Raw genomic sequence first — 26495 nt, 5'->3', positions numbered from 1 at the left:
GCAAGAAAACAGGGTAAACTCAGCAGTGATAAAAAAATAGATGAGGTTACCCATGGAAGATATAACAAAACTGTTTTGTTTGGTCGATGATTTTTGCAGAGATATAGAGAAAAATTTTGCAGATAAACTACTGCCAAATGGTAAAAACCCCACAAGAACAACGGAAATTGAGCACTCCGAAATCATGACAATAATCCTGCTATATCAACAATCTCCGTGTAAAACTTTCTATCTACATTACCTAACGTTGCTCTACAAATCAGAGTTTCCAAAGTTACCTTCATATACCAGGTTTGTTGCTCTAAAGCCTAGGGTTTTGTGGCATTTAGCAATGTTGTTGCATTGGCTTTGTGGACAGTCAGAAAACACTGGAATTTCATATATAGACACAACTCCCATTGCAGTTTGTCATGCAAAAAGAATATCCAAAAACAAAGTTTTTGCTGGAATTGCAAAATTAAGCAAGAGCACTTACGGCTGGTTTTTTGGTTTCAAATTACATATGGTAATCAATGAAAATGTTGAAATTCATGCACTTACGCTAACAAAAGGCAATGTTGATGATAGGATACCTGTGCCAAATCTGACGGAAAAATTAATCGGTCTTTTGTTTGGTGACAAAGGTTATATTGCAAAAGAGCTTTTTCAGAAGCTGTTTGACCGAGGTTTGAAACTTGTTACCAAGGTGAAAAAAGGTATGAAAAATACATTGATTTCGCTAAATGAGAAGATTTTACTGAGAAAAAGGTCTATCATTGAGACTGTTTTTGGTTACCTAAAAAATAGACTAGAAATTGAACACACTCGCCATAGATCCCCTGTTAATTTTTTGGTTCATATCTTTTCTACTCTCATTTCCTACTCCATCAAATCCACAAAGCCTTCTATTTCCTATACTTTCTTCCTTCCTTAATCCAGAATTCGCGTTAGCAGGTACAACTCCATATTCAACGTACCTTCTAAAGTATCGATATACTGACGTTCTTATCTCCAAATCATAAATATGCAACCTAGCCTAATATAATTAAGAAATAGTTTATGCTTGATTTAATAAATATGTTTTAAGATACCTGCCTGTAACACTTTCTGGAATTTTTGCCACTTCTTCTGGAGTTCCAGTAGCAATCACTTCTCCGCCTTTTATTCCGCCCTCTGGTCCGATGTCTATTATATAATCTGCAGTTTTTATAACATGCAAATTGTGCTCGATAACTATAACAGTGTTTCCCAGATCGACTAATCTATGGAGTATTTTTAGTAAGTTATTTATATCTTCAAAGTGTAATCCAGTTGTTGGCTCATCAAGAATATACAATGTTCTTCCGGTAAATCGTTTTGATAGCTCTTTGGACAGCTTTATTCGTTGTGCTTCACCCCCAGACAACGTTGTTGACGACTGTCCGAGTTTTATATAGCCAAGCCCCACTTCCTGCAAAGAAACCAACTTTTCTTTTACCATTGGAAGGTTTTCAAAAAAATCACAAGCCTGATCTATCGTCATATCAAGCACATCAGAGATTGATTTTCCTTTATAAGTAACTTCTAATGTTTCACGATTATACCTTTGCCCTTTACACTGCTCACACTTCACATAAACGTCCGGTAGAAAATGCATCTCTATCTTTAAGTGCCCATCACCTTTACAAGCCTCACACCTTCCCCCTCTGGTATTAAATGAAAACCGGCCTATATTATATCCCCTTGCTTTTGACTCCGAAAGACCTGCAAACCAATTTCTTATATGAGTAAACATACCGACATATGTTGCTGGATTTGACGCAGGAGTTCTACCAATTGGCGACTGATCAACTTCTATAACTTTATCTATATATTCAAGGCCTTCTATTCTATCACACCGACCATACCGTGCAGACGAATGATGTATCTTATGTGCTGAATATTTATATAACGTTTCTATGACTAAACTTGATTTTCCCCCTCCTGATATTCCAGTAACACAAATAAGATTCCCTATAGGAAATTTAACGTTCACATTTTTTAAGTTATTTTCACATGCATTTATTACTTTTATGAACTGAGTTGCTTGCTTTCTTCTCCTTGGAATTAAAATTTTTTTCTCTCCACTCAAATATTGCCCTGTTATGCTCCCTGAATTTCTTTGCACCTGGTCTGGTGTTCCTTCTGCAATAACTTTTCCACCATTTACGCCAGCTCCAGGACCAATATCAATCGCATAATCAGCAGCCATTATTGTATCTTCATCATGCTCAACAACGATTACAGTGTTACCCATGTCTCTCAAGTCTTTCAGTGTAGCAATTAACCGATCATTATCGCATTGATGAAGGCCTATCGAGGGTTCATCAAGCACATACAGCACTCCTGTTAAACCAGAGCCAATTTGCGAAGCAAGTCTGATCCTCTGACTCTCACCGCCAGAGAGAGTGCTAGATTCTCGATCGAGCGTTAGGTAATTCAACCCTACATTCTTTAGAAATGCTAGCCTCTTGATTATTTCATTTAATATTTTACTTGAGATTTGCTTCTGTTGTTCTGTGAGCTTGTCTGGCAAATTTTCAAACCACTTAAGGGATTTATCGATGCTGAGCCCTGATATTTCACCTATATGTCTGCTATCAATTTTCACTGTGAGTGCTTCTTTTCTCAATCTATAGCCAGTACATTCCTTACAATGAATAACAGAGCAGTATCGCTCAACAAGCGTTTCATCATAATCCATCTGGTTCTCCAAGATACTGATCAAACCTTGAAATTTATTAGAGCCAAAGAGTATCATATCTTTTACTTCTTGATCTATGTTCTTCCACGGAACATCAAGGCTAAATTTACAATTTTCAGCCAGTGATAGAATTGCACTTTTTAGAAGTCCATAACTTGTGTGCACTTGACGGAACATTGGTCCTACTGGCTTTAAAGAACCCTCAGATATTGAAAGAGTTTCATCTGGCACTATCAGCTTTACATCAACAGCCAGCTTTTTACCAAGCCCATTACACGAACCACATGCACCGTAAGGGCTGTTAAAAGAAAATAATCTTGGTTCTATTTCCTCAAGAGTGAAACCAGACTCGGGGCATGCAAAATTCTCTGAAAAAGTCAGAATTTGACCATTTTTATACTCGGAATTATGGTTGTCAGGTAGGTTTACTACTTCTACATACATTAGACCATTACCAAGTTTTAGCGCGGATTCTATACTACTTGGCAGTCGATTTCCTATATCGCCCAATATTGATATTCTATCTGCAACCACAAAAATGTCGTGTTTCTTGTTCTTATCGAGTTTAGGCAAGTCATCTACATTGTACACTTCACCATCTATTTTGAACCTTACGTAACCTTGTCTTTTAATTTCCAATATCTCTTTGAGATGTTCTCCCTTTCTACCACGCACAACAGGGGCAAGTATATATATTTTAGTTTCTAAAGGTAACGCAATTATAGTATCTACAATTTGAGATACAGTTTGCTTTGTTATCGGTAATCCAGTTGCAGGTGAATAAGGAACCCCTATTCGTGCATATACTAAGCGCAAGTAATCGTAAATTTCGGTAACAGTTCCAACTGTTGACCTTGGATTTTTTGAGATCGATTTCTGGTTGATAGATATTGCAGGGGAAAGACCTGTAATCGACTCAACATCTGGTTTATCCTGAATGTTGAGAAATTGACGCACGTAAGCTGATAGGCTTTCAACGTATCGGCGTTGGCCTTCTGCATAAATCGTATCAAATGCGAGACTAGATTTACCAGAACCACTTAGCCCAGTTATAACAACTAGCTTATTTTTCGGTATATTGACATCTATACCTTGCAGATTATGTTCCCTTGCACCCTTAACTCTTATAAAATCGTCCATATTATACTATATAACGTATTTTAACTATTATAGCCTTAAAATACATGAATTTACAGTGATATGTTGATTTTCTATTGATTTTTTCAACTGTTACGGAAAATTAGGCAGCGTTTGATAAATCGTCATTCCGCTACTTGTTAGCGGAATCTATGCTGGGATACCGGGCGGTATGACGTAGGGCTGTACAACTTGTGTTAGAGTCTTAGAGCCTGTCTTCAAACTCAAGAATGAGCTAATTTGTGAAGCATAATAGTGATCATATTAAAGAAGATGTTGTTTTTTGAAGTGAGAGGAGAATGCTCATAATCCTTACTCATACGTCTAAAATTGGAGAGCCAAGCAAAGGTTCTCTCAACAATCCAACGTTTGGGAATAACCTGAAATCCTGTATCAACTATTTTCTTGGTAATCGTCAATAAACATCCAGTTTCCAATAAGCAGAGGTTTTGCAATTTACCTGTGTATCCTTGATCAGCAAAAAACTTATGTAATGTTGGAGCTTTGCATTTGGCTTGAACAAAAAGATTTAGTGCACCATCACGATCCTGAATGCTTGCACTTTGTACTTCAGCAGCAATTACAAGACCTACAGTATCTACAACGATGTGGCGCTTTCTACCCTTTACTTTCTTGCCAGCATCATATCCTCTGGATCCCCTTTTTGAGTAGTTTTTACTGATTGGCTATCTATTATTCCCACTGATGGAGTTTCATTCTTACCAATTATCTCTCTTACTTTTTTAACTAGAAAATCATGAATCTCTTGCCATATTCCACTTTTTTTCAATCGCTAATTACAACTATACACTGTTTTCCATGGTGGAAAATCTTTAGGCAGTTGTCTCCATTGACATCCTGTCCTCATCACATAGCGAATTGCGTTAATAATTGTTCTAATACTATGTTTTCTTGGTCTGCCGGTCTTTTTAGGTTCAAAATATAGCTCTATTATCTTCCATTCTTTGTCACTTATATCGCTTGGGTACATTTAAAATATATCTTATAACACACTTCTTAACTCCTTTCTACTTAGTTTGAAGACAGGCTCTTAGGGCAAATCTACTACCTATAAATTCTAAACTGTTGTTACGTATTAGGACCACCAAATACATCCCCAGGACCCAAAGTCAGTTTAGCTATATCAGAAAACAGGTTATGTGGAAATCTTAAAATACTTCTTGTTCGCCAGGCAAAATAAATACATTCCTACAAACAAGCAGATGCTTAATACTGACGCATAAGAAAACTTAAAAATTAAATCTCTAATATATATTGATAAGCATTTACCTGCAGAAAATTTGTATAGTAATCCAACACATACAACGGCACTATCAATTACTGATGCCATAATTAAAGTAATGAAATTTGCCATATGAAAATTCAACTTGGACTTCAATTTTTCAAAAACAATTATGTTTGAGAGAAGAGATACTAAAATTGCAGCATATGAAGTCAATATCATCAAACTAAAACTTTGCCATTTTAAAATACAGCATAGCGCTGTACACACTATTAAGCTATACGTAGCTTTTTCTTTGCCATAAAATTCAACCATTGAATTTACAACTAAAGCAGCTCCTATAAATAAAGCAGCACATATCATCAATTTATTTGAAGTGTTGAGTAAAGAAAGACTGATAAATAAGAGTGTCGGTAAGATAGACATAATTACCTACCCAAATTTAATAACATACATTTATTTTAAGTAAATATTACACATAGTGAAAGAGTTATTTAACCTCATGGAAAACAAAAAACATTTTAAACTGACATGCTATAGCTACCCAAGAAAGGTTTTCCTACGTCATACCGCCGCGGCCGCTAACAACTTACTATTACCCATAAATCTAAAAGGAGAAAAAGCTGCTATCTTACTAATTCAACTTTCTATTATAAATAGATCTATGGTCTAAAAATGGAATATATGATGAAAAGAACTATAAATACCTCAACTGGCGAATGGGCAGAAAGTGAATTTGGAATTGTTAATTTTGGTGATATAAGATTAAGTAAAAGGCTTCTAAAAATAGTTAATAGTTTTGCTGAATCGCCTGAGTGTTCAATAAATCAAGCTTGTGAAGATTGGCATCAAAGTAAAGCAGCTTATAGATTTTTCCAAAAAGATGCCATTTCTGAAAGAAAGATATTAGACAGTCATATAATTAAAAATATTGAAAGAGCTAAAGAATACTCAACTATCTTAGCTATCCAGGACACGAGTTATATTTCATATAAAAATCATAAAAAGACCGAAGGATTAGGGATTATAGCAGCAAGATTAACATCTAAAACAACTAATTTTAAAACCCATGGATTAGTGATGCATACAACGTTTGCAGTTACAACAGAAGGACTACCTATAGGATTATTGGATCAAAAAATTAGTACTAGACCTCCCTTAGCTGAAGACCTAAAGGAGTTGAAAAGAAGAAGCCATAATACTGCTCTTCCCATAGAAGAGAAAGAAAGCATACGGTGGATAGCATCACTTAAAGACTCTACTAAACATCCTGGATTAAAGGATGTTAAGGTAGTTACCGTTTGTGATAGAGAAGCAGATATTTATGATTTATTTGAAGTTGCTTCCACTAATCAATCTCTTTTTGTAGTAAGAGGAAATCAAAACAGAACAGTAAACAAGAAGTCGACTTATTCTGAAAAAGGTGGTGAAAGATTGTGGGATTTGATGAATCGCATGTCTTGCCAAGGAGAAATACAAGTGAGTATTCCTGCTTGCGATAACAAACCTCAAAGAACAACAGTTTTAGAAGTAAAGTTTAGTAACTTTGTGATGAATGCATCAAAAAACAACGCTAGACGTAAAACGCAAAAACTTCCTAATTTAAATTTAAATGCTGTCTATGTTATAGAAAAATATCCCCCATTTGGCGAAGAGCCCATGAACTGGATTTTGTTAACAAATATAAATATTAATAATTTTGAAGAAGCAGTAGAAAAAATACAATGGTATTGCTTAAGATGGAGAATAGAGGTTTTTCATAAAATTTTGAAATCCGGTCTTAAAGTTGAAGAATGTAGGCTCCAAACAGCAGATAGATTGATCCGCTTTCTTACAATTATGAGTATAATTGCATGGAGAATATTTTTTATCACATTGGTAGCTAGAACAAATCCGAATCTTTCTTGCACTGTCATACTGACTGATGACGAATGGAAGGTTTTATATACCAAAATGCTTAAGACAAAAAACTATCCTGAGACTCCACCACCTATAAGAGAAATTGTGAGGTGGGTGGCCAAGTTAGGAGGGTTTTTAGCTCGCAAAAATGACTTAGAACCAGGCCCTATAGCTTTGTGGAAGGGATGGAAACGTCTCTTTGATTTAGCAGAAGGATGGAGACTTGCTCATTCATTCTATACTTGTGGGTAATAGTAAGGTTCTGCGAGCGGCTGGCGGGGAAGGTCCGTTGGTCTACTCTCCTACTAAGCAGAAAAAAAGGCAAAAGAAATCCCGTGTTAGCTAGTCTTTTACTATCTTTGTCGAGTATTGGCATTTTTTGATGTCTTGTAACGCTTTGTAAGCGCGTTCAGCTTATTTAGATAAAAATCTAGATGTAGATGAAGTTTTGTAAAGACATACAGTATCTATATACTGCAAAAAATTGAACATAAGACGCCGATACATTAAGTAATCCTTACCTTTTAATCTGCAGATTGGCGAAAGCAAATACAATAGCTTCACTGTCATGATAAGGGGGCTGGCGGAGTTTGTCAAGTAGGTTTTTTCTTTTCTACTGAATGACAGTTGTGACCTATGCAAGAAGTCTGTTGTAGTTTGTACGATATCTTTATAAAATGGTTCGCATAAGTTATCTAGCAGTGCAACTAAACAAATACAAAAATCAAAACGTCGCGGTTTTTGGTCTTGGTAAAACTGGTTTATCCGCCATTAACGCTCTAATAAAGAATGGTGCAAGAATATATGCATGGGATGATCATGAAGAGCAAATAGCAAATGCAAAAATGATGTATAAAAAATGTAATTTTATTCATCCCAAGGAATATAATTGGCATGAGATCAGTGCATTGGTTTTAAGCCCTGGAGTGCCAACAGAGCCACATTGGATAGTAAAACTTGCAAGGAGATTTGATTGCAAAATAAAATCAGACATTGAGCTATTTCTTGAAGCTAAAACTACGAACCAGAAGGTAATAGGCATCACAGGAACAAATGGTAAATCAACCACTACATCACTAATAGGGCACATATTAAAATCTGCAGGGGAAAAAGTAGCTATTGGTGGAAATTTAGGTGTTCCTGTTTTGGATCTAAAAAGAGATGCAGAAATTTATGTAATTGAGTTCTCCTCTTTTCAATTGGAGTTGATGGATAAGATTAATGTGGACATTGCAGCACTGCTCAATATTACACCAGATCACATAGATAGGCATGGAAGTATGGAGAACTACATAGCAACTAAATTAAAACTGATAAACGGTAGTGAGATTGCCGTGATAGGGTGTGATAATGAGATTACCGCTGATGTATTCAACAAATTCACTGGGAACAAAATTCCAATTTCAGCTTCGATGTTACCTTTTTTGCCATTTCAGTGCCCCAACACTGGAATCCAACCAGGTCATGTAAGTGATATGAAAATAAACCTAATATCCAATGCAGAAAACATAGCAGCCGCATATGCCGTATGTAAGCTGCTTAAAATAGATAGCAACACTATTATCAATGGAATCAAGTCCTTTTCAGGACTGAGGCATAGGAATGAACTGCTTGGCAAAATAAGAAATGTGTTTTTCGTGAACGATAGCAAAGCAACTAATGCCAAGTCGAGCGAAAAGGCGATCTTATCTTATGAAAACATAAATTGGATCGTTGGTGGAAGAAGCAAAAAAGGTGGAATAGAATCATTAAGCAAGCATTTCACGAGGATTAGAAAAGCTTTTCTTATTGGGGAATCAACCGAAGCCTTTGCAAACACTATGGAGAATAAAGTAGATTTTGTAAAATGTTGCAATTTGAAAAACGCACTTAAACTTGCTTTTGAAGAGGCCATAAATAGCGAAGAAGAAGTAACAATATTACTTTCTCCCGCGTGTGCTTCTTTTGATCAATGGAAAAATTTCGAGGAACGTGGTGAAGCATTTTGTAGAATGTTTGAAAATCTCAGGTACAATCACACATGCTGTTTAGTATAATGCTACTGTGGAACAAAAGTTAATAATAGATAAGCTAATTAGGGTTATTCCATTTGAAGGGATAAGCGATGAAACCCTATTAAAGGTGTGTACTGACCTTAATCTAGCTAATAGCTTTTGCAAATTTCAGAATGGAATATATAGCGCTTTGGAGCACATAGCAGAGGACTTAAATAGCTCAATGGAGGCTGAACTAAGAAATTCTAATTTAGAGGTTATGAGGGTACGAGAACGAATAAAGTTAGCTATTCAAATACGCCTTTCAAACTACGCTAAGCTACCGAATTATAGAGAACTTTTAAAAAATGTTTTATTATTCTCTGTATCACCAAAAAATACATATTTTTCTAGTAAACTTTTATACAGAACTATTAGCGCGATTTGGTATGGCATTCATGATCAATCAACAGATTTTAACTACTATACAAAAAGAGCAATATTAGCTGGAGTGTACTTAAGTACGATACTTTTTTTTATCAATGATTATTCAGAAGATTTTGCGGATACTTTATCGTTTCTTGATAACCGTATCAACAATGTCATGACATTTCAAAAATTCAAAACTCGCTTAAAAGGAATCATAGGAAATTTCTTATAAGCTTTTCATCATACTGGTTATTCATATTTATATTCTAAAATTATCTTGTTTTTTTTGATCTTTATGTTAAAATAGCTTAATATTTATTAACAATAAAATGACAGTTATTTATTACACCAATGGTAATATCAAGCCAGAAGAAAATACAAAACACGCGATAAACTTTTTTGGAGTACTTGGGTGTATTAAGGTTAATGCACTCGGTAAAAATGCACCTGGGAAGCAAGAAAGTAAGTTAGTTAAGCATTATTTTGACTATCCCTATTTCTCTAGAATTGTTAATTCAGAATTCTTCCAAGAGGAATTAAAAGCTGAAGAAAAAAAATTCAATAGGAGAATAGTATCACTATGGTTACGTTTTGCTATATCGTCCACTGCTTCTATTGTGTCGTTATACTTGGCATATCAGAATCAAAAATCAAAAAAGGTGCTTATAGGGTTAGCTTTTGCATCAGTAGTGCTATCAATTTTGGCTACCGTATTTTTTGTTGCAGTTGTCTTATGGAGATTTTTTGACTTTATTAAGGAAAGGTTTGTTGTGCATAGAATTAAAAGCTTATTAGAAAATGAAGTCAGCCCTGAGTGGATAAAGCGTTACAAAAAAGAACTTATACGTGAGGATTCGGAAATAGATGTAGAAGCTTGTGATCAAGAATTAGGAAAAAATAAAGATATAGAGGATATTATAAAGTTTCTTTTGGAGAGAGAAAAGATTGTAGCACTATATAAATTTCTAACAAACGGTGAAAAGTTAGTTCAGGCCGGAATGGCAATGGTAAACATGTTGCTTGTGAAGGGTATACATCCAGATAACATAATTTTAGACACTAATTCGCTTGGAGGAGGAGTTGCAGCAGAAGTTTTAAAAAGATTTGAAAAACAAGGTATCTATTTAACATTAATTCATAGTAATTCTTATAGCTCACTTAAGGATGCAACTAATAACTTTCCTCATGGGGTAGGGGATTTTTTCATGAGACGGCTTCCTGCAAAATTCTTGAATTTTTGGTTTAATCGTTGCGGATTAGAATTTAATTCACGAGAGATTATAGAGAATACAAAATGTTCTGTATTGATTGTTGGTAGAAAAGGTGATACTGTAATTCCACAGGAAGCACAACTCGTCGGTAAACTTGACGATGATCAATCCACTAGCAAAACGTTCAGACAAAATATAGTGCTTGAACATGATCCTACAATACCTTGCGAGAGTAAGAATATTCATGCTGATTACAAAGAACATTTAGTTTATCATGAAGATAACGGTAGTATAAAAAAGTATGAAGAAAAAGAAAATCAATTTATTAATGACGCACATGAATATTTAATAGACTCTAAACTTAATAAATGTTTTGATCTAGAGAAGTACAGAGGAAGTGGTTTCTCTAGAGAATTGACGAAAATAGAATTAAGATCCTTCGATGGAAGGGATATATAAGTTTAAGTTGATAGAGAAAGAAAAATTATTTTTGCTATACCGTAAGTACGTTCCAAAATTACGCTAAAATTTTTATTGTACTGAAAATCTTCATTTTTTTTGATTTCTAGAATTATCAATGCATCATTACTTAACCAGCCTGAGTGAGCTAGTCCATTCAACGTTGATCCAACTAGATTGCTATTGTAAGGTGGGTCTATAAAAACTACATCGCACTTTGAAATAGGTTGTGGCAATTTGTTAGCACTGCAACAAATTAGCGTGACATTGTCCGTAATTCCAAAATCTTCTGCTGTTTTTTTAGGCAGTTGCAAATTGTAATAATCTGAATCCACCATGAATGCATGTTTAGCGCCGCGAGAAAGTGCTTCAAATGAAAAAGAGCCACTTCCGCAGAATAAATCAAGTACATTCAAGTTATAAATAGGTTTTCTTGAGGAAAGTATACTAAATATTGCTTCTCGGACAACACTCATAGTTGGCCGTGCAGCTAAATGCTTACCTGTAGTTATTTTTCTTCCGCGATATTTGCCTGCAATGATGCGTAGCATACTAAATAAGCTCCAAAATAACTAATTATTTAATACTATATGATTAATGTCAATATGGCTTTAGCAGTTTAATAGAGAGAAGCTATCGAGTCGCTTGTAAGAAAAACACAAACACAAGACTCATCAGTTATCTTTTTCTGATTTGCCTGCTGCATTAATTGCTTGACCAATCTCATCTTGTAACCCACCATAATCATTTCTTTCATCGTGATTGATCCCTTCAATTCTGCTTTCTAACTCTAACTTAATTATAGTATTGATTTTATCTATATTATCAAGAAAGCCTCTACATTCTTCTTCACTATACTCTTCACCAGATGCCTTTTTTTCGATAAATAGACTTTTAAACTCTGCAAGATCAGAATTCTGATCGGGATTTAGTACAACATTTCTCTCTATGAAGCTAAGATCCGACAGTAATAAACTAATCTCTAATAGATCTTCACTTTTTACGCTTTTAAGGTCTTCAAGGCTTTCTAAAATACTAAACACCTTAAGCCTTTCTTGTGCAATCTCTTTGTCTTCCTTATCAAATTCAGACAATAAACTATGATTATCTACAAATTTCTCACTCAAAGCTTTATTTAACCTAGTGAGGTCGATATTGTTGTCCGGTGTGTTATCTAATAGTAGATCTACTCTCGCCCTACGCGCATTTAAAATGTCATCGTATTCATTTAACTTTATGTTGCCATCATCGTCTTGCTGCAATTTATAATAATCAAGGCCTTTGAAATTTTTATTAGTCTTCATCTTCAATCCTCTTCTCCTTTTGCATCTGGTTTCCTCATTGGTTCCGGTAATTTCCTTTTGACCGGTTCACTGTCTCCTCGATTTCTTTCTTCCTTTCTTTCAGCTCCTTCAGCACGTTTTTCTATAGCTTCCGGAGTATTAGTGTATTTTTCTGTGCCTAACTCTCGTGCTAATTCATTTGATTGATTAGACTTATTTTCCTTTAGTGGTTGATCAAGCTTGTCTTTTTCTGGTTCTCTCTTAAGTCCGATAGTGTAATCATGAAGTTTTTCTAAGAAATCTCGCCTATGTGATTTTGCTCTACAGAGCAGATTACCTTGGTAACCATCTTTTTCTCCTGTACGGTGGCTAACTCCTATAGAATCAAGGCCATGCTCCCAAGTAAACTTCATAGCATCTTCTATTGTATAGCCCAAATGTGACCCTACATATCCTTTATAATAATCTAAATATTTACCAATCCTTCTATGTGTAATATCTTCTTTATCAACTCCAAACGCCCTGTAAATTTTTTCCTCAAGCTTATCAATGTCATTTTCAGGCGATGTCACAAATTTTGTTGCTTCAATAGTAGCATTTACAAGTTTACGTGGCGCATCAATAGCATGTTTCAGTACACCTCCAACTCTTGGTATCCTACCCAGTAGATTAGCTGTACCTCCGGCTAATCTATCCGGTAAATGAGTAGCCCAATTACCTAAAGATTCTAGTTTTCCACCAGCAAAATTTTGCCACTGCTGTTTGAATCCTTCCATTATGCCAACCAAAGGCGATGCTTCATACATTCTAGATATATTGTAAACACTGAATCCACCACCAGCTATACTTGAGCCCATTTGTTGTACGAACTCGCGTAAGGAGAACATTAAAAATGAAAGCAAGAATAGTACAAAGATCTCTCCTGCATTGATTAAATAACCTCTCTGTATGTCTTGCACCCTTTGGTAATCGCTATTATTTTGATAATCTTTATTTAAGTCAGAGAAATTTTCCAATTTACAGCTTTTATCACTTTCAATCACCTTTTCCACTAAAGACCTTATCTCTCTTTTGAGATCTGGTCTTATGATACCATTTCTATAATCATTTATCATCTTTCGATAATTGTTGCATTCGGTTCCATCTTGTGTAGATTGACAGTAGTGCTTTGTTATTTCACTATCCATACTACCTATCTTTTTTTCTATATTGTTGATTAACAATAGGATATCAGCCTTTTCTGACGCATGGGATAAACTATTTGTTAAACGCACTAAATCTTTCGCACTACAGCTATTATCTACTACCATATCACTTTCTGCAATATAATGGTCTGCTGGATTATTTTTAGTGCCAGGAATTGGATTAAAGAAAGGGTAATCTATATAACGAAAACCTTTTTCAATGTAATCCGGTGGAAGAGGGATATACCTAGCACCGCCAGTAAATTTTATTGTACCACCTTCTCTGCTTATCTTTTCTATACCTTCTATGTTCTTATCTACGTTCAGCGGAGAAGCTTCTCCAAGAGTGTAAGGTACGAAAATTTGCCCTGGGGTCCAACCAAAGTACTGCTTATCAACGATACAAAAACCGCCAAACACCAATTTTGGAGCACATAACCTTACCTCAAACCATTTATTGTAGCATACAGTAAAACCTAACTGCCTATAAAAGGTATTCATTATAATGGAAGCCAGTAATGACAAGAGAGCAAATATCATAATCGACTGTAAACAAAAGCTGATGCAGAATTTTATCCAACCTTCAAACAGACTTTTCAGCGGTGAAAATAAAATAGAGATCAGGAACAATGGCATGATAGCTATAAGAAAAGCTATACCCATAAAACCAGAGAGAAATATTATGTAAGCATATAAGCACAGCAAGAAATATAAAACTATCCCTATGAAAATTGCTGGTATCATAAGTAAGCTTGCCCACATTTGGTAATGTAAAAACGCTGCAAACTTTTTCCAAACAGAATAAGCAAAAAACTTATTGAACATGTCCTCCATGAAGCTAAACAACTTAATACGAGCAGCTTCATCTCCTTGAGCAATACTTCCGGTGTTCATGTTGGGAGCAAAATTAGTAATTATACTTATCAGTTGTTCAAGACCTTTAACGAATAGAACGAGAAAATGATCATAGAAAAATCTAAAACTTCCAGGAGATATAAGCACTATTACTAGAGTGATTTTCATCATTCTGATGAGCATATCATGCTTAGTTTCTCGTATCATGCCAAAAAGATAAAGAAGCGATGAAATCACTACAAATAGAACAAGCAAGGAAAGTACAAAATTATGAAAGCTCGTACTTTTTTCAGCTATATTTTTGAACATAGCTTGTGCAACTGCAGGATCATTGCTATTAAAATGTTCTTTGCAATTTTTGTTAATCAATAATACACATTTTAGATAATGATAAACTTCATTGAAAAATCCAAAGGTACCTGGTTTTTGTACTCCACCCAAAAACTCAAAAGAGTAGCCGCCTACATTATCTAGATAATATCTATCTAATATTTTTACATATATTTTCCATCCCTTTTCTAACTTCAACTCATTACAATTTCTGTCCTTTAATTTAGTGTTATCTCTGTCTAAAGTAAAAAATCCATTGTCGCCCTCTGCTGTGGAGTTATAACCTAGATGTACAGTAGGATATTGAGGATCGCGCATTAACTTTAGATTTTCGTTAGGATCATCTTTCCCCGTTTGAAACAAAAGATAAGCACCATGACCATTGGTAAACCAACATGGAGCACCACGTGATACTGTATTTGCGCTATCATCTTCATTAATGCACTTGCAATTTACAGTGCAACTTGCATTAGGCTTACTTGAAAATTTTTGTATGCTAGGTTTGTAATCATTACAAACTAAGTGAAAGTCAGGTAGACTATTATCACCTGACTTGCCTTCAAATTTAGTTGCATATTTTAACTGCTCCAAGCTTTGTAAGGTATAACTGCCTTTTTTAGATTCCTTCTTGTTATTATTACTCCAAGATGTCCATGCACCATTAACTCGCACTTTTAAACTATCTCCATTGGTTTCGAGTCCGGTATCCTCCCACTTCACCACTTGGTTATGGTGAAAACCATAATTAATTTCGCCAGTTTCAGGATCAATAACTTCTCCATCTCCTGGAATAAACGCATCGTGGTCGCTTGAAAAATGAGCGCTTACTGCAATAGGTTTAGGACCAAAATAGTCAGCAGATATGCACCTTGGAAAAGGCATATCATTCTTACTACAACCTGTGATCAGCATATAAGCTGCAAGAAGTAATACCCTAAACCAACATTTGCCTAAGCGTGATTGCATATCTAAACTTTTTCCAAATATAGAAATAAATTTCTAAAACTTTACTTAAAATATCTTTTTAATTAGTTACTCCATAACATCATTCATATCTTACTTCTCTCCATTTCCTTCCTTGTTTTTAGCTTTATCACTAGGATCACTTCTTATTGTTTCATCAGGATTTTTTTGCTGACCTGATTGTTTTGGTGCTTCAGGTTTAGAGCTCCCCCTCTCCTTTTTATCAGGACCTTTTTGCTTACCTGATTGTTCTGGTATTTCAGATTTAGGGCTTATGTAATTATCCTTCACGTCAACTTCCGTCCGATCTTTACCCACTTGTTGCCTAATGTTCTGTATCATACCTTGGGTCTTATTATCAAGGCCAACAGCCGACAGTATAGATTGTGATGCGCTTGTGGCAACTTGACCAACACTGCCAGCAACTCCCCAACCAGAGCTGAATAGTGCTTGTGCCATAGCTTCCGATATAGAAACAAAAGATTCCATTGCACTAGCAATAATTAAGTACATAAATGCTTGGATCAGATCTATGGGCAACGCTGCAAAGTGCCCACCAGCCCTTTCTCCGGTACTGAGTGCAACATCAACATTAGTGCCAGGACTGTATCCAAGAGGCAGTATTGATTTCATCAAGCACAGATCATACGATAAGAAATTTACGCTAATTAAACATTGATAGCATGCAGAAAAATTTGTGAGATTGTATAGAACTGAATACATCAACTGATTTAAAAGAGATAAAGATGAAAATAAAATAACTGGTTGTACTGCAACGTGAGCCAGCGTTTTTATCCAGTTATCAAACAAGGGTTTAGTCTGTTGAAATAAAATAAACACGATAAACAAAGGTGTTAATGACAGTAAAAACGCTACTAGAACAGTAGATATTATATATTTAAACGTAGCGCTAATAATGCATTTTAAAAACGCAAAAGTAGCGTAGAGTATTGCCAAAAATGCAATAAAGCCAAAAGGACCAGAGAGCATCAACGATAAAAACTTTAACCAAGTTTCTGCTGTGAATAATACTCCTGCTGTCAAGTCTAAGAATGCAAATTTTCTCCCCCCTTCCCCTATATAGCCAGAAAAGCTATCAACTAAATAAGTGCTACCATCTATAAAAAGTCTGGATAAAGTTGTACCAAAAAGTTCCCAGCTTCTATCGCTAAAGGCAAAAGCTATAAATGCTATCTTGAACATTCTTACAATGAAATCAAATTTACTTAGCTGTATTGTTCCAAGCATATAGCCAACGACAGTAAATATAACGTATAGAGTAAGCAAAGCTCTTACTCCTTGAAGAAGACCTCTTGCATATCCTTTGTATGAATCTTTAACGCTGTCCCCAATTACTTCTTCTTTTATAAGTTTAAATACCCCGTTTACATTCGATGAAATAAAATCATTAATTTTTCTTTTGACAAATAAAGTTACTGTGTACTTATTATTTTCATAATATTTGCCATTTTTATCTGTAATGTCATCTCTCTCTACGTTGCTTACATCAATACCAAAATATATCTTCTTAGATTCTTCATTCTGAAAGTGTTCTCCGCTTATTACATCTAATATGGTGTACTCATCTTTTCCGTCTACTCTTTCTCTTACCACTTTAAAATCATTAGTTCCTACACCATGCAAATCTTTAGGTGGGTTATCACCTAAATATACATATAATTTTTCGCCATTAATGTATTCACATGATCTAGTCACTTTAACATGGTAACCTCCCCTATTAGCTTTATAGTGACCATAATCTGCAATAGCGAGCATCACACTACTACCAGATGTTACATTTTTTACTGTATAGTCACTATTTAATTTCAGAGAAAAATCCTCAAAATTATCACTAATTTGCGAACACACATCATCCTTTCTTGCACCTACTTCATTATCTGGAAGACATTGCATACCTTTAGCAGTACCTTGATTATCAAGATCACCAATTTTTGCAACAAGAGCCTCAGCCCAGGAAATATCTTCTTCAGTGTTTGATGTCAAATTAATGTTAATCTGCTTTGGATCCTCTTTGTTTTCTTTAATCTTCTTAAGCTTGTCTTCAACCTCTCTAAGGTGAGAATACATATCACATTTGCCGTTTTCATTATCATATTTTTTGTATCTTATAGAAGAGACACAGTTTTGTTCTCCTGCTTGACCTGAACCATAGTTCCATATACCCTTCTCAGTATAGCATATATTTTGATGGTAACAGTTGAGCTCATAGGAGGAGTACTTTTTTCTCTCATCAAGACTACAGTTTTTTCCATCACATAACTCGTTCAATCCTATTTTAGCGCGGCGTAAATCGAGTAGCGAACCATATCTCCATGGTTCGTTGTCTTGAATATAACCTTTATTAAAATGTACCTTATTGTCATATGGGCTATACCCATTGCCAACTAGCACTTTGCTTTCCTTTGCTTTTGTTTTATCAAGAGGTAAAAATTTTATTTTATTTCTCTTTCCATCCTTGCCCTCACAAAAAAATTCCTCTCCCTCTTTCTTGCTAACATTCAATATTTCACTTGCTGACACTTTTTCACCTCCTTCTTCAGCTCTATAACAATTGTCATCAAAGCTGATACCTTTCCCTCCTGGATTGTCATAATCAATTGTTATTTTTCTGGGAACTAAGCTAAAGCTTAACCTGTCACCAGGACTTACTTTTATTCCAGTGTCTACATAACGTCTATTGCTGCCAAATTCTTTACCGCCGCACAATTCGTTTTCATTTACGCCTTTTTCATCAACGCCATAATTATTAGGCACATCGTTAATATTTGCAGCTTTACTATAATTTGGTTCTGAGCCATCAGCACAAAAACTAGCTGGCACAAGTACTTTCCTTGGATTTTTGTCTTCTTTAAAAGGGCAAAAATTTACTGATCCATCGAGGGTGAATTTGATTTCCTTACCCTTGCTAATTATCTGACCAGAATCAACCCAATGAATTTTAACTCCTTCATCTGCTTTATGAACTGGAACATCCACATTAACGCTGGTGTTTCTGCTCTGTAACCCAGGCTCAACACAATCCATAGTACAACCAGTGATTGCAAGACACAGTATCAATAATAGTGATCTTTTACTTATCATTATGAGCCCCCTGGCATCTTAGGTCCTTGAGGTCCTTGAGCCCTTTGCGGTATTTGAGGTCTTGACGCACCTGACTGTTGAGAAGTACCTCCTCCTCTTCCGCCTTCTGCTCCTCTTCTTTGAACGCTTTGTTCATCTAACCCTACTGTTCCCATTAAGCTTTGTTGATATTCTTTTCCAGGTTCGTTTTGCACATAAGCACCAAACAACGAGTCAGATATTGCCGAAGAAGCTTTAACTAAAGCTTTCATAGCGTGTCCCAAAATAACAAAAGCCATCATAGCGGTAATATTAGGTGTATATTTGGAAGCATAACCATAGAAGATACAAGGGTTAAAAATCTTTAGGTTAATACTAAGTATACACGTAGAGCAGACTTCAAAATCAAATACTGAATATATGATATAATCCATAACCTGACTTATCAGTGATATAAAAATTAAAAGCACTACTGGATGAATCGCAAATCTTGCTAAATTTTTAACCCAGTTGTGAAACATCTGCCTAGTATACGCAAATAAAAGACAAATAATAAAAATAGGTGTTAAAGAAAGCAATAACGCAACTATTGCTATAGATGTAATAAAAGAAAATAAGGCATTAAAAATAGATAAGCTCACTGTGATTAAACCCCAAATCACCAAGCAAAAAGATACAATGCCCAAAGGGCCAGAAAATATAAGAGATACTATTAACAATACTGAATGCGATGACAGAAATCTATTTAACGGCAAATCAAGAAACTCAAAAACATTTGAAGTAGTGCCTCTGAAATTTGCTATTTCTATTAACTGTTTTGGGGTGTTAATAAAAATAGAAAATGCATTGTTATAAAAAAAATTCCAACTGTTGTCCTGCAGCAGCTGGGTAATAACTCCTATCTTTACGCATATAATTAGAAACTCATATATAGAAATATGAGTTAATCCAAAAAAGTAGTAAAGGGTATATAAGATTATGTATAATACTAACAGCGATATTATCGTAGATCTAATGGTGTTTGTTTTGCTTGATTTTACAAAACTTTCGTAAAGATGCTTTACAGGACTAGTATCAGAGTGAATCGCGTTGGAGTCTTTATAGCTGGAACCAAAAAATGCAGTTTTTACTTTTTCGTCAAAAAAATTATAGATTGCACTAAAAGTTCTTGTGGGTGGCTCTTTAGTTGTTAGGTTAATGCTAAACTGACCTTCATTTTTGTAATCGCAGCCATGGTCTCTTATTCCATAATATATGGTGCCTTTTTTTTCTTCTAACTTTTCTTTTAAGCCTTCCATGTACTCAGTATCATGAACTTGGCTAATATCCACAGATATATCTCCCTGGGTTTCATCAGGGTTATGCTCAGGAAGTTTGTCAGAGACGCGTATATACAAGTTATTTTTTAGGCTATGGTTCTTTGTTACTCTTATGTTGAAACCACCTTTGTCATTTCTATCGTAGCAGTGCTCGTCATTTCTACTACATAAACTAAAAGTTAAACTTGGTGTTCGATGGTATTTTTCTATCTTATAATCACAGTTAGTACATATGCCACCTGTTGGAATGTATTCAAAATCTTCACCATCCATGTGAACACGTAATAGTGTAATATCAGTTTTTACCTGTTTTTCCTTTAATACGTTACTAATAGTTTCAGCAATAACAGATTCACCACTAGAATTTAGAGCATTGAATATCTCACCTTCTATACTATTGTATTCAATATATGCGCAACCTTTGTTTCTGCTGCCGGAAGGAAATTTACATATACGTCCGCAGAGTAAATTCAAAATGCGCGTATCTATTTTGCTTTTCTGATCACTTGAAAGCCCCCTGCAGTCTATATTTCCCCCTTCTTGTTTTATAGAATTGATGACATTTTTAATCTTTTTTTCATCTTGATCTAACTTCGAAAAATCTGAATCCCAGTACTCTTTTCCATTCAACCATTGCGCATCGCCTATTATATATTTATTAGGACATATTCCATCCTGACATCCTTCTCGATTTAAAACATGTGCAAAATACTTCTCTTCTTGTTCGCTGCACTTTTCATTGATTTTCACGTACCTGATTTTTGTATCATCCTCTTTATCTTGACACACTTTACTTCCAATAACACTAAAGCTTATCGTATCACCAGCTTCAAGTGCAAATGGTAATGTAATGTCATTTCTCCCAGGCCCAATTGCAAAATCTCCATACTGCTTAGGACAAAAATTAACCTTACTAGGCACTATATTAATCTCTGTTACGCTTCTTATCCCATCTGAGATGTAAACACCAGAATCAACCCACTTCTGCTCTGTTGACACTATACCTAGTTTTTCACGTAAACCTGATAAATTTTCTGGCTTAATACAGTGATCCTCCCCGCATCCAGACAATAAAAAAAGTACCACAAAACTTATGCATAGCTTACCCAAGTTTTGGTTACTTAAACGTTTAAGCATCTGTTACTTACCTTAACTAGCATCACCGCCACCTTAGTTAATCTTTTCGCTGGAACCTTTAACACTATCTCCACCTCCTCCACCAGTACCTCTTGCCTTCTTGACAGCCCCAGCAGCAGCTTGACCAACACCTCCAGCAGCAGCTTTGGCAGCAGATAAAGCTTTGCCCACCATTTGTCCAGGTGTACTACCAGAACCGAGTGATGCTCTATGGTTACCAGCAAGTTCGGCAGCCATGTTAGGAAGAATGTTTAAAAAGTGGTAAAAGAGGAATAACACTAGACACAACTTTAATAACTCTCCGATGAGAGAGCTGCCAAACTCCATGTATGTAAAGTCGAATAGACCAAGTATGCTGCTCTTTTTAAAGCTATAATTTTGCATCATACATGCAAGAATAGTTTCATTTTTATCACATTCACCATCCTTCAATTTGAACCACTGTTTTTTCTTACTATCTGAGGTTTCTGCTTGATTCTCTTCATATAGCTTATCCGATTCAAATTTCAAATTTTTAAAATATATTTTATCACATGCTATGAACATAAAGGACAAAAATGCAAAAAGGATAACCGGGTATAAGCTATATGTAATCAACTCTTTCACCCAGCCGTCAAAATATCCTTTGGTGTGTTGGAATAAAACCATAGGAATGAACAAAGGTGATAAAATGATGATTACACTTAAAGCAACTAGAGATAAAATAAATACATAGCACAGCCACAAAATAACCATCATCATCAGAATGGCCATAAATATAGCAACAAGAGCTATTAAAATCTGTCCACCAGCAAAAATAATACCGATTACCGAACCTGCAACTAACAAGACAGGAGCAGCACCAAGCAAGACTGCTAACGTTGCAACACCTCCAGTACCAATTTTGCCACCAATTCCATCTAAAGGGGCACCTAAATAAAATAAAATTCTACAATCAAGCCTATCCCAAGGTGCAAGATAACTGTAAGATACCTTCTTTTCTGCACGAGTATATTCATAATCTGTACCTGCTTTATAATTACATATGCCTTTACTTTCAGATGACGCTTTTAGCACTATCTCTGACAAACCATTTGAGAGACGAGTTAATTCTCCATAATAATGAGACATGGTACTGCCTGTTGTGAAGTAAATCACTAAAGCGAATTTAATAATCAACGTGTACATCTCTTGTGGACTGCGCACTCCACCAGACATAGCTTTTATAGAGAACAGTATTAAAGCTAAAACCAAAACAGCAGTTATGGTGTTTTTCAGCCTTTTCTGTGCTACAGATAAGAAACTGCCCTTGTTATGTCCATCTTTATCTTTAAGTGGGCTGCCACTTGAATCAATACCTGCAACTAAATTATCTAACGATTCCTTAATGCATTGTACTATCATAGAAGTTACGGGAATAGGAGCTAATGATTTACTGCCTGCCTGGTTATAACAAGCTTCAGAGAGATACGAGCTAAAACAACCAGCATTGTCATAACCTACAAAAATTTTTCCTTCTTTTTCTTTGCCCCTTATAGTAGCTTTGTAATCATCATCTCTGCCAATAGGAACTTCTTCCTTTCCTGTACCATCTTTATTTTTGAATTTCATCACAGATTCTTTACACATAGGAGCAAGTGGGTCAGGTGGCAATTCCGTGCACCCCATATCAACCCCTTGCGGCCAAGGAGTCATTTCGATACCAAGCATGCTCACACTTCCCAGCTCCACACACAACCTGCCCATTTTTCTTACTGCTTTAAATGTTGACCCATGTATGGTTTCGCTTTGCCCAGCTTTAAGAACTTTACATTCTAGCTTACCATCAACTCTTGGGGGCCATGACCCACCTTCATATCGAGTATCTTTCTCCCTGACATTAAAGTCTATATCACCAAAAAGATTACCAAACGTTAAGGGGTTTCGATGACATACTTCTATATATTCACTGTATTGCACACCGTTTTTTGGCCAGTAATAACTTTCTGTACTCTCCTGAACGTTAGAATTTAAGGCTTCTTTTTCTGCTCTTTTCCCGTCATAGTCTTTTTTGTTCACGTCTTCCCGAGCTTTATCTTGCAAACAAGAAAAATATTCATCTTCTGTTTGGTAATTTTTATTGGTGCAGCCACTATAACCTGTGTCTTCTTTAAAATTTTTGTATTTTCCATCATGACCACGTGCAACTGGGTGTTTAACAAAACTATGTTCACAAACAACAAGCCCCCCTATCGCTTTCCAGACTCCAACAATTGCAGCTATCATTCCAATGACAACAAGAGCAGTAAATAAGCCAGCGGAAGAGACGATCAAAACAATGCCAGTAGATATTGCACCAACAGCAATTGCTATTCCAGCAAGTGCTGCAGCTGTTTTAAAAGCTCCACAATCAGGATTAGAGGCACGACTAAAACTGCCAGTGGAATTAAATCTGCTAACAAATTCTGTCTTGTCAGTACTACTTACTCCATCTGCAAGCACTGGATATGAGAGTAAAAAGTCTATATTTAGTAAAAATATCGCAATTAATAGCAATGACAGCTTAGTCTTAAACATTTTTTACCTTCTGATAAAATATAGGCAACCATACTTTTGGGTTGTCCCCAACTTCATTTAATATATCGTGTAACAATAGAACACTTTCTGCACGTCCAGATAATACGTTGATTATATCATCTAGGTCTTTTAAGTCTATTCTAGCTACTACAGCATTAACTCCTTGTTTCACCAAAAAGAATCTAGTACTTGGATCTGTGTGCTTAATTAATATATACTCACGTTCAGTTAACATAAAAACATCCCGATAGACACTAGTAGCTTTCAGATTTGGTAAAAAAATCTGTGTCGCTGTTTGTTGTACAAGCGTATCACTAATAGTACTTTTACTTGCGTCCTCAACACTCTGAGTAGCAAAAATCACAAAAGCATTTAGTTTTCTCAGTACCTTCAACCAGTCTTTTATCTTGGGTGCAAAAACTGGATTATCTATTAATGCCCATGCCTCATCAAGAACGATAATAGATGGAGTGCCATCAAGAGATATACTAATCCTATGAAATAAATAAATCAATACTGGTCCAAGAGCAACAGGATCTTTTAGCAAGCTAGCCATCTCAAAACCAAATACTCTTGCTCGTGAAAAATCTAGCAAATCTTCTTTATTATCAAATATTGCAGCATGAGAACCATTATCATGCCACATAGATATTGCCCCAGCTAGAGTATCAGGACCTGCAAGCCCTAAAAATGGTACGAGGTTTCTCAAGAATCTGTCTTCTTTTCTTAATTTAAAATTTCCTTCAATTGCATCATTAATTCGTGCAATATCTTCTGAAGTAAATTTATCATTATATACCGAAATTAAAGACTTTATCCACTCCATTAAAAATGTTCTATTATCAGAGGTGTCATCAAGTTGCAAAGGATTAAAATTTGTTTTAGTTCTTGGTTCTATTACAGTATAGATACCACCAAGTGCTCTTAAGAAAATCTCTGCACCGCGATCTTTATCAAAAAAAAATATCCTTGGAGAAAACTTCATCGCTTGGGCACACAAGAAATTCATTAAAACAGTTTTACCAGCACCAGTTGGGCCAATTATCATAGTGTGTCCAACATCCCTTATATGAAAGTTGAAAAAAAATGGAGTACCAGATGTCGTGTCAAAAACTGTAACAGCATCTCCCCAGTGGTTATTGAATTTATTGCCAGTAGGATAATTATGTTGAGATGCAAATCCAGCCAAATTAAGACTACTTATTGTAGCTTTTCTCACTATATAATCGAAATTACCAGGAATTTGCGCCCAAAATGCTGGTTCAAGGTTAACTCTCTCACGGACAGGATAAACACCGCAATTAGAAAGCTCTGATTCTACCAACGACAGAGCGTTATCCAATGATTTAGGACTTTTTTCTATACATAAAATAGTCAGGTGATGTTGACCAAAGGCAATCTTACCACTCATTGCGTCATCAAGCGCTTGAGAAATTTCTGCTATTTGAGAAATAGCTTTATCTGCAGACTGTATCATTCGATTTTGCTGTATCTGCATTTTTCCAATCGCCATTTGCCTGTTTATAAATTGAAAAGATTGCGTAATTATAAACTCGTAAGGAAGTTGTAAAAACGAATCAAGCATTCCTGCAGAAGTATGATTTCCATATTCTTTGATACTAATTATTCCAGCATATTTACTCCCATTATGAGTCACAACCTGTATCATCTTACGGCCAAAGAATAACCTATGTACTGGTAAGTATCTTGATATTTCAGTTCTTAGCGGAAAAAGCGTATTTGTAACGAAGCCACAATTTACAATTCTAGATAGAAACTCCATTATTTCGCAGAACAAACCATCTGGAGTTTCTTTTACTCCAAGAATTTTAGGCGAATAATTTCTAAGGCTTGTCACTACACGATTTGTCGTTTCCTCTAAATCTTCATACGTGGCACGCATATCACTTTCCCAAGCATGTTTTGAAGTTACATGTCCGAATTTTTTTAGTAGATATGACAAAAATTCTACTCCTTTTGTGTCTGCTCTACGGATAATCGTAATGTATAGGTCATTAATAAATGATTGCCTTGTTGCGTGTTTTTCTCTCCATTTTAGATTTACGTGATTAGCGAAAAAATTCGGCAAACCTTGACTTGCAAATTCATCAGAAAAAATATTTTTCTTACGTCTGATAGTATGAAAATATAAACTAAATGCCGGAGATGAAATGCTTCTTAGCATCTGATTCCTGATGTTGTTCTGTATAACTAAATCCTCGTCATCGGCGGTTTCAAATGCAAAGCCACTTAATTTTATAACCTTAACCAACCAATTTTCTTTTGTCATCAAGGTTGTGCTATTCCAATAGCAAGAATAAGGAATAAATTCAGCAGCGTGAATTTCCCTGCTCAGAGTAGATTTATTCTTTGATTGAATAGCCCTAAACCTCAGCATCACACAACATTAAGCAATATCATAAGAATTGGCTCCATGATAAAAACGATTTAAACATTTCGAGCACTTTCCTAATTTTACCATAAATAATTCAATAAACAACGGTTCTTTTGCAGAAGCTATATAGCCAAGTCCATGTATGCCTGGTAACATTAAGAGAATCACTCTCAAATCATTTGAATTAATGAAAATTAGCATGCAAATCAGGACGTTTAATATTGCAAACATATAACTCACACCAAAGAGCATTGCAGTTCTTGTAAGACCTTTAAATAATTGATCTGTTTGTATACTACCTGTGGACATATCTTTAACCTTCTAATAATAACTAATACTATATCATTATATTAAAAATCCA

19 protein-coding genes are annotated in these 26495 nt (G+C 35.3%); 6 read left to right on the top strand and 13 right to left on the bottom strand.

The features are described 5' to 3' along the window. Nucleotides 1–52 precede the first annotated feature (52 nt). Nucleotides 53–913, top strand: a complete 861-nt coding sequence (locus tag ACFELZ_RS01100; RefSeq protein WP_375315786.1) for an IS982 family transposase — start codon at nucleotides 53–55, stop codon at nucleotides 911–913. A 123-nt stretch (nucleotides 914–1036) separates the two neighbouring features. Here ACFELZ_RS01100 and uvrA read toward each other — a convergent pair whose 3' ends face one another. The 5 genes from uvrA to ACFELZ_RS01075 all read right to left on the bottom strand — a co-directional run bounded on the left by uvrA (nucleotide 1037) and on the right by ACFELZ_RS01075 (nucleotide 5507). Further along, on the bottom strand, nucleotides 1037–3841 hold the full coding sequence (gene uvrA, locus ACFELZ_RS01095; RefSeq protein ID WP_375316317.1) for an excinuclease ABC subunit UvrA: 2805 nt from the start codon (nucleotides 3839–3841) through the stop codon (nucleotides 1037–1039). 221 nt (nucleotides 3842–4062) lie between these two features. Continuing rightward, nucleotides 4063–4446: a transposase gene (locus ACFELZ_RS01090; RefSeq protein WP_375316619.1), complete on the bottom strand. Its 384-nt coding sequence runs from the start codon at nucleotides 4444–4446 to the stop codon at nucleotides 4063–4065. 17 nt (nucleotides 4447–4463) lie between these two features. Then, nucleotides 4464–4628 carry a hypothetical protein gene (locus ACFELZ_RS01085; protein ID WP_375315781.1) on the bottom strand — a complete coding sequence of 55 codons (165 nt, stop codon included), beginning with the start codon at nucleotides 4626–4628 and terminating at the stop codon, nucleotides 4464–4466. A gap of 3 nt (nucleotides 4629–4631) precedes the next feature. After that, nucleotides 4632–4829, bottom strand: coding sequence for a transposase (locus ACFELZ_RS01080; RefSeq protein ID WP_375315797.1), 198 nt, complete (start codon nucleotides 4827–4829; stop codon nucleotides 4632–4634). Nucleotides 4830–4994: 165 nt separating this feature from the next. Continuing rightward, the gene (locus tag ACFELZ_RS01075; protein ID WP_375316316.1) at nucleotides 4995–5507 is read right to left on the bottom strand and encodes a hypothetical protein; all 513 of its coding nucleotides are present in this window, start codon (nucleotides 5505–5507) and stop codon (nucleotides 4995–4997) included. Between the two features lie 258 nt (nucleotides 5508–5765). Here ACFELZ_RS01075 and ACFELZ_RS01070 point away from each other — a divergent pair, with 258 nt between their 5' ends. The 4 genes from ACFELZ_RS01070 to ACFELZ_RS01055 all read left to right on the top strand — a co-directional run bounded on the left by ACFELZ_RS01070 (nucleotide 5766) and on the right by ACFELZ_RS01055 (nucleotide 11052). Next, entirely contained in the window at nucleotides 5766–7232 is a 1467-nt protein-coding gene (locus ACFELZ_RS01070; protein WP_375316680.1) for an IS4 family transposase, read from the top strand. A gap of 425 nt (nucleotides 7233–7657) precedes the next feature. Beyond that, nucleotides 7658–9016: a UDP-N-acetylmuramoyl-L-alanine--D-glutamate ligase gene (murD, locus tag ACFELZ_RS01065; RefSeq protein ID WP_375316315.1), complete on the top strand. Its 1359-nt coding sequence runs from the start codon at nucleotides 7658–7660 to the stop codon at nucleotides 9014–9016. Between the two features lie 7 nt (nucleotides 9017–9023). Continuing rightward, nucleotides 9024–9614 carry a COQ9 family protein gene (locus ACFELZ_RS01060; protein ID WP_375316314.1) on the top strand — a complete coding sequence of 197 codons (591 nt, stop codon included), beginning with the start codon at nucleotides 9024–9026 and terminating at the stop codon, nucleotides 9612–9614. 97 nt (nucleotides 9615–9711) lie between these two features. After that, nucleotides 9712–11052, top strand: a complete 1341-nt coding sequence (locus ACFELZ_RS01055; protein WP_375316313.1) for a hypothetical protein — start codon at nucleotides 9712–9714, stop codon at nucleotides 11050–11052. Between the two features lie 2 nt (nucleotides 11053–11054). Here ACFELZ_RS01055 and rsmD read toward each other — a convergent pair whose 3' ends face one another. From rsmD to ACFELZ_RS01025, 6 genes are all read right to left on the bottom strand, one after another. Then, complete coding sequence (gene rsmD / locus ACFELZ_RS01050; RefSeq protein ID WP_375316312.1) at nucleotides 11055–11603, bottom strand: 16S rRNA (guanine(966)-N(2))-methyltransferase RsmD; 549 nt, start codon at nucleotides 11601–11603, stop codon at nucleotides 11055–11057. A 123-nt stretch (nucleotides 11604–11726) separates the two neighbouring features. After that, nucleotides 11727–12356: a hypothetical protein gene (locus ACFELZ_RS01045; protein ID WP_375316311.1), complete on the bottom strand. Its 630-nt coding sequence runs from the start codon at nucleotides 12354–12356 to the stop codon at nucleotides 11727–11729. 2 nt (nucleotides 12357–12358) lie between these two features. Next, nucleotides 12359–15670 (bottom strand): type IV secretion system protein, encoded by a 3312-nt coding sequence (locus ACFELZ_RS01040; protein ID WP_375316310.1) that lies wholly within the window; start codon nucleotides 15668–15670, stop codon nucleotides 12359–12361. A gap of 90 nt (nucleotides 15671–15760) precedes the next feature. Then, nucleotides 15761–18769: a type IV secretion system protein gene (locus ACFELZ_RS01035; RefSeq protein ID WP_375316309.1), complete on the bottom strand. Its 3009-nt coding sequence runs from the start codon at nucleotides 18767–18769 to the stop codon at nucleotides 15761–15763. Continuing rightward, entirely contained in the window at nucleotides 18769–21204 is a 2436-nt protein-coding gene (locus ACFELZ_RS01030) for a type IV secretion system protein (RefSeq protein WP_375316308.1), read from the bottom strand. Before ACFELZ_RS01030 ends, ACFELZ_RS01035 begins: the two co-directional genes overlap by 1 nt. A 33-nt stretch (nucleotides 21205–21237) precedes the next feature. Next, nucleotides 21238–23448, bottom strand: a complete 2211-nt coding sequence (locus ACFELZ_RS01025; protein ID WP_375316307.1) for a type IV secretion system protein — start codon at nucleotides 23446–23448, stop codon at nucleotides 21238–21240. Between the two features lie 4 nt (nucleotides 23449–23452). Here ACFELZ_RS01025 and ACFELZ_RS01020 point away from each other — a divergent pair, with 4 nt between their 5' ends. Further along, the gene (locus ACFELZ_RS01020) at nucleotides 23453–23800 is read left to right on the top strand and encodes a hypothetical protein (protein ID WP_375316306.1); all 348 of its coding nucleotides are present in this window, start codon (nucleotides 23453–23455) and stop codon (nucleotides 23798–23800) included. Here the strand turns inward: ACFELZ_RS01020 and ACFELZ_RS01015 are convergent. Together ACFELZ_RS01015 and ACFELZ_RS01010 are read right to left on the bottom strand one after the other, a co-directional pair. Next, nucleotides 23732–26137, bottom strand: a complete 2406-nt coding sequence (locus ACFELZ_RS01015; protein WP_375316305.1) for a VirB4 family type IV secretion/conjugal transfer ATPase — start codon at nucleotides 26135–26137, stop codon at nucleotides 23732–23734. The two genes, ACFELZ_RS01020 and ACFELZ_RS01015, sit on opposite strands and share 69 nt — an antisense overlap. 9 nt (nucleotides 26138–26146) lie before the next feature. Further along, nucleotides 26147–26443: a type IV secretion system protein VirB3 gene (locus ACFELZ_RS01010; RefSeq protein WP_375316304.1), complete on the bottom strand. Its 297-nt coding sequence runs from the start codon at nucleotides 26441–26443 to the stop codon at nucleotides 26147–26149. Between the last annotated feature and the right edge of the window lie 52 nt (nucleotides 26444–26495).

Origin of the sequence: Wolbachia endosymbiont (group A) of Colletes cunicularius (assembly GCF_964264715.1) — a bacterium.
Taxonomy (GTDB): domain Bacteria; phylum Pseudomonadota; class Alphaproteobacteria; order Rickettsiales; family Anaplasmataceae; genus Wolbachia.
The sequence above is the reverse complement of the archived record's forward strand: the minus strand, read 5'-3'. Positions and strand labels throughout refer to the sequence as shown.